Source organism: Phaeobacter piscinae, assembly GCF_002407245.1.
GTDB classification, from domain to species: Bacteria; Pseudomonadota; Alphaproteobacteria; order Rhodobacterales; family Rhodobacteraceae; genus Phaeobacter; species Phaeobacter piscinae.
In genome coordinates this window covers 1,797,845-1,810,844 of record NZ_CP010681.1, presented here as the reverse complement: position 1 = coordinate 1,810,844, position 13,000 = coordinate 1,797,845, and the positions used below count along the sequence as shown (strand labels likewise).

At 61.4% G+C, this 13,000-nt stretch carries 13 protein-coding genes; 11 read left to right on the top strand and 2 right to left on the bottom strand.

Features of this window, described 5'->3' with window-relative positions:
• Nucleotides 1-60 precede the first annotated feature (60 nt).
• From phaeop14_RS08405 to phaeop14_RS08395, 3 genes are all read left to right on the top strand, one after another.
• Complete coding sequence (locus phaeop14_RS08405; protein ID WP_040169449.1) at nt 61-636, top strand: YceI family protein; 576 nt, start codon at nt 61-63, stop codon at nt 634-636.
• A gap of 185 nt (nt 637-821) precedes the next feature.
• The gene (locus phaeop14_RS08400; RefSeq protein ID WP_244905738.1) at nt 822-1,283 is read left to right on the top strand and encodes a MarR family winged helix-turn-helix transcriptional regulator; all 462 of its coding nucleotides are present in this window, start codon (nt 822-824) and stop codon (nt 1,281-1,283) included.
• Nucleotides 1,280-1,900 (top strand): cysteine hydrolase family protein, encoded by a 621-nt coding sequence (locus tag phaeop14_RS08395; protein ID WP_096789268.1) that lies wholly within the window; start codon nt 1,280-1,282, stop codon nt 1,898-1,900. The genes phaeop14_RS08400 and phaeop14_RS08395 overlap by 4 nt, the downstream gene beginning before the upstream one ends.
• A 107-nt stretch (nt 1,901-2,007) precedes the next feature.
• Here phaeop14_RS08395 and phaeop14_RS08390 read toward each other — a convergent pair whose 3' ends face one another.
• The gene (locus phaeop14_RS08390) at nt 2,008-3,312 is read right to left on the bottom strand and encodes a cytochrome b/b6 domain-containing protein (protein WP_096789267.1); all 1,305 of its coding nucleotides are present in this window, start codon (nt 3,310-3,312) and stop codon (nt 2,008-2,010) included.
• 185 nt (nt 3,313-3,497) lie between these two features.
• Here phaeop14_RS08390 and fabD point away from each other — a divergent pair, with 185 nt between their 5' ends.
• The 4 genes from fabD (at nt 3,498) to phaeop14_RS08370 (ending at nt 7,057) form a co-directional block, all read left to right on the top strand.
• Nucleotides 3,498-4,430, top strand: a complete 933-nt coding sequence (gene fabD / locus phaeop14_RS08385) for an ACP S-malonyltransferase (RefSeq protein ID WP_096789266.1) — start codon at nt 3,498-3,500, stop codon at nt 4,428-4,430.
• An 85-nt stretch (nt 4,431-4,515) separates the two neighbouring features.
• On the top strand, nt 4,516-5,253 hold the full coding sequence (fabG, locus tag phaeop14_RS08380) for a 3-oxoacyl-ACP reductase FabG (protein ID WP_040169440.1): 738 nt from the start codon (nt 4,516-4,518) through the stop codon (nt 5,251-5,253).
• Between the two features lie 662 nt (nt 5,254-5,915).
• Nucleotides 5,916-6,149, top strand: a complete 234-nt coding sequence (locus phaeop14_RS08375) for an acyl carrier protein (RefSeq protein WP_005982462.1) — start codon at nt 5,916-5,918, stop codon at nt 6,147-6,149.
• 164 nt (nt 6,150-6,313) lie between these two features.
• A complete protein-coding gene (locus phaeop14_RS08370; protein ID WP_040169423.1) occupies nt 6,314-7,057 on the top strand; it encodes a 1-(5-phosphoribosyl)-5-[(5-phosphoribosylamino)methylideneamino]imidazole-4-carboxamide isomerase in 744 nt (247 codons plus the stop codon).
• Between the two features lie 165 nt (nt 7,058-7,222).
• On the opposite strand, the gene phaeop14_RS08365 is transcribed toward phaeop14_RS08370, so the two are convergent.
• Nucleotides 7,223-8,047 carry a PilZ domain-containing protein gene (locus tag phaeop14_RS08365; protein ID WP_244905826.1) on the bottom strand — a complete coding sequence of 275 codons (825 nt, stop codon included), beginning with the start codon at nt 8,045-8,047 and terminating at the stop codon, nt 7,223-7,225.
• 452 nt (nt 8,048-8,499) lie between these two features.
• Here phaeop14_RS08365 and fabF point away from each other — a divergent pair, with 452 nt between their 5' ends.
• The 4 genes from fabF to phaeop14_RS08345 all read left to right on the top strand — a co-directional run bounded on the left by fabF (nt 8,500) and on the right by phaeop14_RS08345 (nt 12,816).
• A complete protein-coding gene (gene fabF, locus phaeop14_RS08360; RefSeq protein ID WP_040178664.1) occupies nt 8,500-9,765 on the top strand; it encodes a beta-ketoacyl-ACP synthase II in 1,266 nt (421 codons plus the stop codon).
• Nucleotides 9,765-10,919 carry an endolytic transglycosylase MltG gene (gene mltG / locus phaeop14_RS08355; protein WP_040169419.1) on the top strand — a complete coding sequence of 385 codons (1,155 nt, stop codon included), beginning with the start codon at nt 9,765-9,767 and terminating at the stop codon, nt 10,917-10,919. Before fabF ends, mltG begins: the two co-directional genes overlap by 1 nt.
• A 291-nt stretch (nt 10,920-11,210) precedes the next feature.
• A complete protein-coding gene (locus tag phaeop14_RS08350) occupies nt 11,211-11,552 on the top strand; it encodes a recombinase (RefSeq protein WP_096789264.1) in 342 nt (113 codons plus the stop codon).
• Nucleotides 11,524-12,816, top strand: a complete 1,293-nt coding sequence (locus phaeop14_RS08345) for a DNA-packaging protein (protein ID WP_096789263.1) — start codon at nt 11,524-11,526, stop codon at nt 12,814-12,816. The genes phaeop14_RS08350 and phaeop14_RS08345 overlap by 29 nt, the downstream gene beginning before the upstream one ends.
• The last annotated feature ends 184 nt before the right edge of the window (nt 12,817-13,000 follow it).

The window sequence follows — 13,000 nt, the reverse complement described above, 5'->3', positions numbered from 1 at the left end:
TTCGGGCGAGAAAATCCTCAACTGGGAAGCGATGTTACACGGTCCAATGGAGCCAAGATCATGAAAACCACTCTTCTCGCTGCCGCCCTGATGGGCGCTGCCGCCACCACTGCTTTTGCCGCACCCGAAGCCTATAATCTGGATGCGAGCCACAGCCAGGTGGTGTTCAGCTACAATCACCTTGGGTTCTCCACGACCTACGGTATGTTCTCCGGGTTCGAGGGGGAGATTGCCTTTGATCAGGAAAACCCCGAAGCCTCCAGCGTCTCGGTCTCGATGCCCGCACAGTCGATGCTGACCGGCTGGGAAGGACGGTTTGATCACTTCATGTCGAAGGATTTCTTTGGCGCGGACGACAAGGAGATGATCACCTTCACCTCCACCGACATCAAGGTGACCGGCGAGAATACCGCTGAAATCACCGGCGATTTGACCCTGAATGGCGTCACCAAATCCGTGGTGCTGGATGCCAAGCTGAACCAGGTTGGTGATCACCCGATGGCGGGCAAGCCCTGGGCCGGTTTTGACGCCACCACCACGCTGCTGCGCTCCGACTACGAGCTGGGCAAATTCACCCCCTTCATCAGTGATGAGGTCGATGTGAAGATCTCGGTTGAGGCGATGAAGGCCGAATAAGCCGGATGCCCGACGGCGGGACCACAAGACCCGCCGTCCAATGACTTGAAACCGCTGCCCCGACGGGGTGGCGGTTTTCTGTCGTTAGAGCATGATTGTCGCCTGTGAGCCCAGAGTACCGGATGCTGCACAATTCACCAACGTCAGCATTATCTGAAAATTGACATTGTGATTGTCATAAAGACATGTATAATGTCATTGTGACAATAGAACACCTTCACCAATTGATTTGGATGTCACGCCCCTTGATGCAGGCCGCGGAAGCTTGCGTTGAAACGGGTTTGGTTGGAACAAACCTTACCGTCCGCATGCGAGCCGTTCTGGAGATGCTGGACAAGTACGGAGAGCAGACCGTCCCAGAGATTGCGGCAAGGCTCGAAATCAAACGGCAATACGTTCAAATCATGTGCAATGAGACGCTGGCATCAGGTCTGGTCGAGCAACGCCCGAACCCTCGCCACAAACGCTCTCCAATCCTCGCGTTGACTGATCACGGTCGCACCCTAATTGAAGAGATCATTTCGAACGAAATGAAGCTCATTGAGAGGATTGGTGCGAACCTAAACAGTGAAGACATTTCCACGGCCCTTGAGGTCGTGCTCGCAGTGGTGGACGGATTGAAAACCCAAGCAGGAGAGAGCGAATGACTTTCGGTATTATCTTGGGCACCGCGGTCTTGCTCCTCATACTCTGGCTCGGCAACGGTATAAGACGCATTGGCGCGGTCAGTGTTGGAGAAACGATACCGGACCGGAAAGGATCAGCACTTCTGCTGATTGATCTACAGTCGGTATTCTGGGATCGCGGTCCTTACTCAAAGGCCGCAAAAGAAACAGCTGCAGCCGTCATTCTTGCGGAAGTAGAAGCTGCGCGAGCGCAAGGCCATCCCGTCATCGCCGTGCGTCAGGAATGGTCGATCCCGTCAACCAAGGCAGTGGCAAAACTCTCGATGAAAGGGCAGGCGATCGAGGGCAGCGACGGGACCGAAATTGCCGAGGGCTTCACATCACTGCCCGACCATGTGCTTGTTAAGCGCGTGCAGGACGCATTCGAAACGGGCAAATTGGATGCTCTTCTGGAGAGTCGCGACGTCGGCAGGCTACGTCTTGTTGGTTTGGACATGAACTACTGTGTGCAAAAGACGGCGCTGGCGGCCAGAAATCGAGGCTATCACGTCACCGTCGTGAAGGATGGGACTCTCTCTGCCGCACCGACGGAATGCGCCGAAGAACGGATGTCGTCAGAGGGTGTGGCGGTTTGTTGAACGGACGTTGAACCTTCAAGCGCGGATGGCAGCTAGGTCCGCATAGCTGACCGTGACGCTGTGTGGATCCCTCATCCATCAGCAGTCTGCCTGCTACAGCCCCCCCCTCAGGGCGCGCGGCTGGCGGTCAGGTCGACGGCAATGGTCACCGCATAGGCCAGCGAGCCTTCGTCCTGAACGCCGCGCCCGATGTTGAAATCCAGCCGGTTCACCTCGGCGCTGCCGGACATCACCGCGGTGTCACCGTTCAGATCCAGGGTGAAGGGCAGGCGCAGTGGCACCTCCTGGTCGCGGATGCGCAGGGTGCCGTCAGCGACATAGCCCTCCGCCAGCTTCTCGATCTCGGCGCGGAACTCGGCGGTGGGATAGCTGGCACTGTCGAAGTAATCCGGACCCATCGCCTGATCGGTGACCGATCCCAGCATCAGCGAGGGGATTGCAACGGAGACGGTGACCGTGCCCGCAGGGCCGGGCGCATCTGGCTCCTCAAACGCGATGCTCGCCTGCCATTGGTCGAACTGGCCGCGCACCTCGCTGCCCATCTGCACGATAGCGATGGAGAGGGTGCCGTCCTCAACCACCCAGCCGCCAGCGGGCAGCGCCTCAGCGGCGGCGGCATCTGTGATTTGGGCATCGCCGGTATCATGGCTCTGCACCGTGGCCGTGTCTGCGGGCCCGTAGCTGTCCTGCGCATAAAGTCCGAAGGCACCGCCGCCCGCCAGCACCAGCACCCAGACCATCAGCGCCATCAAAAACGGCAGGGCACCATGGGGCGTCTCGGTCTTGACGGTGACCTTAGGCGCGCGTCCCGGCAGCATCCGGCGCAGGGTGGCGTCACGGTCGATCACCTCATGCTTCAGCGCACCGGCAACATGCAGCCCCAGCGCCACCGCAAGGGTCCAGACAAACAGCCAATGCAGCCCACCAAACACCGCAGCCACCGCCTCCGATTTCGGCACAAACGGCAGGCTCTGGCCAAAGGGCCACCAGATCGGCGCAAAACCGGTGGTCGCCGCATGGTGGATCCAGCCCGTCAGCGGCGCGGCGACCAGCGCACCGTAAAGCAGCCAATGCACCACCTCCGCCAGCACCGTCTCCGCCCGTCGTTCGGGGTGGAGTGCCACCGGCTTGGGCTGGCTCAACGCCCAGAGAATGCGCAAAAGCGCAGTCAGAAACAGCGCCAGCCCCAGTGTTTTATGTAGCGAAAACAGCAGCGCGGCGCGGGTTAGCGTGGCCTGTGATCCGTCGAAATCGGCGCTCTGGATGTGATGCGCCAGATCATTGGCGAAATATCCCAGCGGAAACACCGCCAGCATCAAAAGGGCGGTCAGCCAATGGAATCCCTTGGCAACGCTGCCATAGTGAAGGGCGGTGTTGTGGCGGGCGACGGGAGAGCTGGCTGGGGAGGGCACGTCAGGGAAAACCTTCTCATCGGGAGTGACAGGGGTACCCTATCCCCTCCGCTGTCTGAGACAACACGCATCTCTGTCACCTGATGCACAGGCTTGGTGCATCCGCGCAAGGCTGTGCTTGTACGCAGCGTCACCTGCGTCTAAACCCGGTGCAACGCAGATGTGCAGAGAAGATGAGGTCTCAGATGACAATTGCATTCGTGTTTCCAGGGCAGGGCGCGCAGACCATCGGGATGGGCAAGGCGCTGGCCGAGGCCTATCCGGCAGCCAAAGCGGTCTTTGACGAGGTGGATGCCGCATTGGGAGAGGCGCTGAGCCAACTGATCTGGGAGGGGGACATCGAAACCCTGACCCTCACGCAGAACGCTCAGCCCGCGCTGATGGCCACCTCGCTCGCTGCCATGCGGGCGCTGGAGGCTGAGGGTGTCAGCATCGACAAGGCCGCCTTTGTTGCCGGTCACAGTCTTGGCGAATATTCCGCATTGGCCGCAGCTGGCGCGATTTCGGTGGCCGATACAGCACGGCTCCTGCGCACCCGTGGCCAGGCCATGCAAAGCGCGGTGCCAGTGGGTGAGGGCGCAATGGCCGCCATCCTGGGGCTGGACCTTGAGGCTGTGCGTGCCGTCGCCGAGGAGGCTGCACAGGGCGAGGTTTGCCAGGCCGCCAATGACAATGACCCGACCCAGGTGGTGGTCTCCGGCGCTAAGGCTGCCGTGGAACGCGCCGCTGAGATAGCCAAGGAAAAAGGCGCCAAGCGGGCGGTGATGCTGCCGGTCTCGGCACCGTTCCATTGTGCCCTGATGCAGCCTGCCGCCGACGTGATGGCCGAGGCGCTGACGGATGTGGCCATCAAATCCCCCGCCGTGCCGCTGATCGCCAATGTGCGTGCCGATGCGGTGAGCGACCCCGATGAGATCCGCAAACTGCTGGTCGAACAGGTGACCGGGTCGGTGCGCTGGCGCGAAAGCGTGCAGACCATGGCGGCCAAAGGGGTGACCGAATTCTGGGAAATCGGCGCAGGCAAGGCTCTCTCCGGCATGATCCGCAAGATTGACCGCAGCCTGACCAGCCGCCAGGTCGGCACCGCTGAGGATGTGGCCGCCATCACTGCGGGCTGAACGCGGAATTTCATTAAAATTCCGGCTCGTTTTCTTCCAAGGAAAACGGCGGACCGCGGGCCGGGGATGCGACAAAGGAAACCATATGTTTGATCTGACTGGCAAATCTGCCCTCATCACCGGCGCGTCCGGCGGCATCGGTGGTGATATCGCCCGCGCGCTGCATGCCGCTGGCGCCACGGTTGGCCTCTCTGGCACCCGCGAAGCCCCCTTGCAGGAGCTCGCCGCCGAACTGGGGGAGCGCGCCCATGTGCTGCCCTGCAACCTCTCCGATGCGGAGGCGGTTGAGGCACTGCCGAAACAGGCCATTGCGGCGATGGGGTCGGTTGATATTCTGGTCAACAACGCCGGCATCACCCGTGACAACCTCTTCATGCGGATGAAGGATGAGGAGTGGCAGAGCGTGCTTGAGGTGAACCTCACCTCCACCATGCGCCTGTGTCGCGGCGTGCTGCGTGGCATGATGAAGGCACGCTGGGGCCGGATCATCAACATCTCCTCCATCGTAGGGGCCACCGGCAATCCAGGCCAGGGCAACTACGCTGCCGCGAAGGCCGGCATGGTTGGCATGTCGAAATCGCTGGCCTATGAGGTCGCCAACCGCGGCATCACCGTGAATGCGGTGGCTCCCGGCTTTATCGCGACCGCCATGACCGACAAGCTGAACGACGCCCAGAAAGACGCGATCCTGACCCAGATCCCCAGCGGACGCATGGGCAACCCTGAGGAAATCGCCTCAGCCGTGCTCTATCTGGCCAGCGCTGAGGCTGGCTATGTCACCGGCACCACGCTGCATGTGAACGGCGGTATGGCGATGCTCTGATCCGGGGCTGACCGCTCTCGGCTGAGGCACCAGAGGCTCGCGTTACTGGCTGGCTCACTGGCTGAGACACCGGCTCTATCGTTGGCACTATCACTGGCCCCGTCTCCGGTTCCTCCGGCGGCGGGGTTTTGCCATTTCGGATCCCCGGCACACAGAGGGTCACAGGCCGAGTGGGTGCCTAGAAGGGGAAGCGGGGCCTGGTCTACATCTCTGGGGAACCGCGGGAGATTTCCGGTCGATTTGGGACGCATGGGCCTTCGAGTGGCGCGACGCCAAAGGTGATACTCTGGTATTTATTGACGCGCAGCATGCTCAAGTGAATTGGAAAACAATAAGAAAATCATGCTGCTAGTTTGTGGGCTGTGAAAAATATCGCAGACAAGTCTTGCATGTGTCGCCACCTGTGGCCAAATGCTCACCCTGTTGCCTGAGCCTCAGGTGACAGGCTCCGGGTTGGCGGTCGCAGTGATGCTGCGAAACCGTTTGCCTCTGCGTCGGTCTGTGTTATAGGCGGCGCATATTCGCCTTCTGCGGGTCCATGCCGGACCGGCAGGGGCACGTTCCGCTATGCGGGACACGATCGCCCGCATCGGGCACAACCACGCCGCCCCGAGCGGGCAAGGGCAGAACCGGGCGAAGGCCTGAAAAGATGAGGAATTGACATGAGCGACGTCGCAGACCGCGTAAAAAAGATCGTTGTGGAACACCTGGGTGTTGAAGAAGATAAAGTGACCGAGAACGCGTCGTTCATCGATGATCTGGGCGCAGACAGCCTGGACACCGTTGAGCTGGTCATGGCCTTCGAAGAAGAGTTCGGCATCGAGATCCCCGATGACGCAGCCGAGACCATCCAGACTTTTGGCGATGCGGTGAAGTTCATCAGCGAAGCTTCCTGATCCCACCCAATCGGTGACGATCACAGACGGCGCTTTCCGGGCAGGAAGGCGCCGTTTTGCGTTTGTGGCCGTTTCCGACCCATGCGAGGTCGGGTTTTCTCCTTAGGGGTGATCAATCTCCGTGCTAGCCTTGGCGAAACTGCCGACGACAGGAGGGCAAAGCGATGATGATCTACCCCACGATGGAGCTGAAGGACGGGCGCTGCGTGACGCTGGACAAGGGGCGGCTTGATACCGCCATGATCTGGCATGTGGACCCGGTGGCCACCGCCAGCAGTTTTGCGGCCGATGGCGCTGAATGGATGCATCTGACGGATTTTGATGCCATTGAAGGCGACAACCGCAATGCCGAGCTGGTGGAGGAAATCATCCGCACAGCGGGCATTCCCGTGCAGCTGGGCGGAGGCATGCGCAGCCGCGAACATGTTGAACATTGGATCGACAAGGGTGCAGGCCGCGTTGTGGTGGGCACCCTCGCGGCGCAGGATCCCGAGATGGTGCGCATGTTGACCCGCCTCTATCCCGATCAGATCGTGCTGGCGGTGGATGTCTGGGAAGGTCAGGTGATGACCGATGGCTGGCGTCAGGCCGGGTCGTTCACGCCCGAAGCCTTTATCGAAGCCTTTGCCGATTGTCCCTTTGCGGGGATCATCATCACCGACATCGAAAGCGATATGAGCGATGTTGAGGCGCAGCTGGGGTTGATCGCCGGGCTGGCCGAGAAGGCTCGCACGCCGGTGATTGCCAGCGGCGTGGTGCGCACGGCGGATGATGTGGCGCGGTTGAAATATATCGGCTCGGTTTCCGGGGCGCTGGTCGGGCGGGCGCTGTTTCGCAAGACCCTGACCCTTGCCGAAGCACTTGAGGCCGGAACCCCTAACCGTGAACCGGTGGCAGAGTTTCGCTGATTGGCAAGCTCAGAGCCGTTGAAACAGATGGGCGCCGCGTGGGGGACCGCGCGGCGTCTTCTTTATGCCGTCGCATTCATCGTCCGGGCTTCGGACTACAGGCTGACGGGCGACAAGGGGCGCGACGGTGATCAGGTCGTCAGCCCTTACAACAGATCATAAGGATCATAAGCCGGAGACCGCGTTGGTTGGCTCCAGATCCGGCGCCGCCGCACCGCGGGTGAAACCTTGCTTTGCAGCCAGAGGTGCACGCCGAAAACCGGCGAGTTTCTTGACCACCTCGCGGGGCAGCAGTTCCTTGAACTGAATGCCAAAATAGTTTGTATTGCACCATTGAACCCTGCCGGTCAGCGAAACCTGCGGCGCGTCGTCAGGTAAGGTCAATGAAATCATGTCCCCGACAGCGCAGATGACATCAGATTTGATCTTGGCCCCTTCCTGGCTGATATCCAGAAGCGTGGCATCTGTGGCCGCGCCGCCGCACAGCAGATTGCAATCCAGATTGCAGGTGTAGCGCTTGCGTCTGCGCCGCAACACCGTCATGCGCCTCTCAAAAAGGATAAAGCATAAAGCCCCAATAGCCACCAACCCCAGCGAGCCCACAGCGGCAGTCGTGCTGGAAATGTGTCTGAACGCAGCCTGAGATCCCCGCTCCCTGTTTGTGCCGTCCTTTTTATGAGCCCTATAACAGGGCATCCGGGCAAGATCGCGACGGAAGGCGTCCAAAGTCTCACGGGCAAACATTTTGACCGAAGTCCGCTCCGCGGTCCACCGGTCCTTAATCGCCAGAATGCGCAACAGACCCCTCTGCTGGGCGATCAGGTTGTCGGTCGCCCTGAGCAGCTCACGCAGGTTTTCACGTTGCATACCGCGGTGCAGCTTGGTCTTTGAGATATTGGCAAGAAGCCGTTCCATTTCCAGCATCGCACGCGGATTGCGGCCTGTGCGCAGATATTCCAGCACTTCCTCACTGGCGAGTGTCAGGGTCATCAACTTGTTAAACACCCTGCATTCCCGCGCTGCCAGTGGTTCGGCACCAAGGAAGGAACAGGCAACAATCACAAGCGCGCACAGGCTCACCTTCCACATGCGCGAAGGGCGGCGGTGTGCCGAACGCCGATCCCTTCGTACATCTGGATCCGACGGCGCGGGGCGTCCCAATACCATTCGTAAGTTTACCATTTACGCCTTGCCCCAGAGCCGTAGATTCAGACTTTGCGCCCTATCAGGTGGGCGCCGCATGTTGTTTCGCGGGTGCTGCCGATCCGGAATTCTCCGGGGAAACGCGCCGAGATACACTTTAGGGGTATCTATGTGAAGTTAATTGCACTCTAAGGGTGTCATTAAAATATCGTAAAACCGCCCGACTGTTCCGGCTCTTGCACCTTTGCGCCAATCCAAGCTATTTGGTGACAAATTGCCGAGGCAAAGGAGGGCAAGAAATGCGTCGAGTAGTAGTTACCGGACTGGGCCTGGTCACACCGCTGGCCAGCGGCGTCGAAGAAAGCTGGTCACGGTTGCTGGACGGGCAGTCCGGCGCGGGTCCGATCACGCATTTTGATGCGGTCGAAAGCGGTGTCGCCACCACATACGCCTGCGAAGTGCCGCGCGGCGATGGCTCCGAGGGCAGCTTCAACCCCGATGACTGGGTGGTGAAGAAAGACCAGAAGAAGATTGACGACTTCATCCTCTACGGTATTGCCGCCGCGGATATGGCCGTGCGCGATGCAGGCTGGACGCCTGAGGATGAGGCAAGCCGCCTGCGCACCGGTGTGATGATCGGCTCCGGTATCGGGGGTCTCAGCTCGATCGCGGACACCGCCGTGATGATCAAGGAGAAAGGCCCCCGCCGGGTCTCGCCCTTCTTTATTCCTGGCGCGCTGATCAACCTGATTTCCGGTCAGGTCTCCATCCGCTTTGGCTTTAAGGGGCCGAACCACTCCGTTGTGACCGCCTGTTCGACGGGTGCCCATGCCATTGGCGACGCGGCCCGTCTGATCAAATCCGGCGATGCTGATGTGATGATCGCAGGCGGCGCCGAGGCGGCGATCTGTGAGATTGGCATTGCGGGTTTCAATGCCTGTAAGGCGCTGTCGACCAAACGCGCTGATGATCCCAAAGCGGCCTCGCGCCCCTATGACGCCGACCGCGATGGCTTTGTTATGGGCGAGGGTGCGGGCATCGTTGTGCTGGAAGACTACGAGCACGCCAAGGCCCGTGGTGCGAAAATCTACGCCGAGGTGCTGGGCTACGGTCTCTCCGGCGATGCCTACCACATCACCGCACCGTCTGAAGACGGCGAAGGCGGCGAACGCTCCATGCGCGCGGCGCTGGCCAATGCCGGGCTTGAGCCGAAGGACATCGACTATATCAACGCTCATGGCACCTCCACGATGGCTGACACCATCGAACTGGGCGCGGTTGAGCGGATGATGGGCGATGCTGCAGGCAAGGTCACCATGTCTTCCACCAAATCTGCCACCGGCCACCTGTTGGGCGCGGCTGGCGCGATTGAGGCGATCTTCTCCATTCTGGCGATCCGGGATCAGGTGGCGCCGCCCACCATCAACCTGGACAATCCCGCAGTGGAAACCGCCGTTGACCTGGCCCCCAATGCCAAGCGTGAGCGCGAGATCAACGTGGCGCTGTCCAATTCCTTTGGCTTTGGCGGCACCAATGCGTCGGTCCTGTTCGGAAAGCCTGAGTGATGTGGCGCAGCCTCGCCTCTAATATGCTGACGATCCTGGTGGTGATGCTGTTCCTTCTGGGCGGTGTCATCCTCTGGGGCCAGTCGCAATATACCTCGGAAGGTCCGCTGGAGAGTGCGATCTGCCTGCGGGTGCCGTCTGGCTCCAACATGTCGCGGGTCAGCCGTGATCTGGAGACCCAGGGTGCCATCAATTCTGGCCCGCTGTTCCGGGTTGGGGTGCGCTACGCTGAGAAAACCGGTGAGCTGAAGGCCGGCAGCTATTTGGTGCCAGCCGGCGCCTCGATGGAGGCCATCGTGGATCAGATCACCCGTGGCGGCGCAAGCAGCTGCGGCACGGAGATCGTCTATCGCGTCGGCGTAACCCGCGTGCTGGCCGAAGTGCGCGAACTGGACCCGGCCACCAACCGCTTTGTTGAGCGCGCGGAATTTGTGCCCGGCGTCGATGAGGTGCCTGCCGTCTACGACGAGAAGAAAGCCGACGCCGACACCCGCTACCGCATTGCGCTGGCGGAAGGGGTCACCAGCTGGCAGGTGGTGGAATCGCTGAAGGCGATGGATATCCTCGAAGGTGAGCCAGGCGACCGCCCTGCGGAGGGGATGCTGGCCCCGGACAGCTATGAGGTCTCCCCCGGTGACAACCGTGCTGAGATCCTGGCCGAGATGCAGGAACGTCAGGTGTTGCGCATCAATGCCGCCTGGGAGAGCCGCTCAGACCGAGCTGCGGTCACCAGCCCGGAGGAAATGCTGATCCTCGCCTCGATCATCGAGAAGGAAACCGGCGTCGCTGAAGAACGCCGTCAGGTGGCCTCGGTCTTCACCAACCGTCTCAATCGCGGCATGCGGCTGCAGACGGACCCGACGGTGATCTATGGCGTGACCAAGGGTGAGGGCGTTCTGGGCCGTGGACTGCGCCAGAGCGAGCTGCGCCGCGCCACCCCCTGGAACACCTATGTGATCGAAGGGCTGCCGCCGACCCCCATCGCCAATCCCGGCATGGCCAGCCTTGAGGCTGCGGTAAATCCCGATGAGGGGGATTACCTGTTCTTCGTCGCAGATGGCACCGGCGGTCACGCCTTTGCCGTCACGCTGGAAGAGCACAACCGCAATGTTGCCAAATGGCGCGAGATCGAAGCCGAGCGCAACAGCAACTGATCGTCACCTCCGCCAGCATTAGATTGTGAAAGGGACGCTTCAGCGTCCCTTTTTTCTTGCGCCCACCCGTTAACTCTATCGTAGGGATGTCAGGTATTTCCTTAACAAAATCGGCAGTTTGCGACCGATACTTCAGGTGGTGATTTTTGACTTCTGCGCTGCTTTATGCCATGCTCTCAGGGTAGCTGGAAAACTGACTGATCTGCCGTGCAGGGGCCTCATCTGGGGCTGCGCATCTGGCTGGATCCGTGGTTTTGCGGATGGAGGTCCCATCACTATGAGGCCCCAACCATGAGCAGTTATACACCGGAAAATCGGCTGGCAAAAACCGCCGATCTTCTGTTCTCACTCCACAGCTCCATCGAACGGCTCCGGCAGGAGGCAGAGCAGATGCTCGAACGTCTTGCCTGCGATGCAGAGGAGGGCAGCAGCAGCCCGCGCATCGCCAAATTGGAAAGCCTGATCCGTGACAGCCAGAAAGTGGAGAAAACCCTTGTCGAACAAAGTGAACAGCATCAGGCCGCAGCCGGTCTCGACACCAAGGCCGCGCGCAGTGAAATCGAAAACCGGCTGGCTCGCTTGCGCGCCAGCCTCGACGCAGACGATGTTTCTGGACCGGCTCAGCGATCATGACCTCTGTGCGATGCCCTATCTCTTTGATCTCTGGGCGCTGCCACATCAGCTGCCACCGGCGGGCGACTGGCGCAGCTGGGTCATCCTTGGCGGGCGCGGCGCTGGCAAAACCCGGGCCGGTGCCGAATGGGTGCGTACGCTGGCCGAAGGGGCAACACCCCTGTCCGCTGGTCGCGCCCGCCGCATCGCGCTCCTTGGGGAGACCTATGATCAGGTGCGCGATGTCATGGTACAGGGCGACAGCGGCCTCCTTGCCTGCACGCCCCCCGATCGGCGCCCGACGTGGAAAGCCACCGAACGACGGCTGATCTGGCCCAACGGGGCCACCGCACAGGCGTTTTCTGCCCATGACCCCGAGGCGCTGCGCGGCCCGCAGTTCGATGCCGCCTGGGCGGATGAGCTGGCCAAGTGGAAACGCGGGCAGGACAGCTGGGACATGTTGCAATTTGCCTTGCGCCTTGGCACCGATCCGCGCGTCTGCGTCACCACAACGCCGCGCAATGTGGGCGTGCTGCGCGACCTCCTTGCCAGCCCTTCCACAGTGCAGACCCATGCCGCAACGGAGGCCAACCGCGCCAATCTTGCCGCCTCCTTTCTGGCAGAGGTGCGCAATCGCTATGCTGGGTCCCGCCTTGGTCGGCAGGAGCTGGATGGCATCCTGTTGCAGGATGTCGAGGGCGCGCTTTGGTCCAATGCGGGGCTGGTTGCCGCGCAGATCGCAAAGGCTCCGGCACTGGACCGGGTGGTGGTGGCGGTGGACCCGGCGGTGAGCGCGGGCAAACACTCCGACGCTTGTGGCATCATGGTGGTGGGCGCAACCCTGCAGGGCCCGCCACAGGACTGGTGCGCCTATGTGCTGGCTGATTGCACGGTGCAGGGCGTCGGCCCGCTCACTTGGGCGCAGGCTGCCATTGATGCCCGCGACCGCTACGGCGCCGACCGGGTGGTGGCGGAGGTCAATCAGGGCGGCGCGCTGGTCGAAAGCCTGCTGCGCCAGATCGACCCGCTGGTGCCCTTCACCGCGCTGCACGCCAGCCGGGGCAAGGGCGCGCGGGCGGAACCGGTCGCGGCACTTTATGAACAGGGGCGGGTGCGTCATGTGCCGGGCTTGGGCGCGCTGGAGGATCAGCTCTGCCAGATGACCCCGCGCGGCTATCTGGGGCAGGGCTCTCCCGACCGGCTGGATGCGCTTGTCTGGGCGGTGCAGGAGCTGATTCTGACCCCGGCCAACCGCCACCGAATGCCCCGCGCCCGCATGCTGTGAGCTGACCATACCTCGGCCGACACCCCCAGAAACGCCCGCAGTGATGCGGGCGTTTTTCGTTTCATTGCAAGCGTTTGATGCGGGTGTTGCGCGCCCTGCGCGCGCCTCGCTCAAATCTTATTCAATTCCAGCCGTCATAAAGGATCACAGCAAACAGGGGCCAGGATTTTCCCCGTCCCGCAAG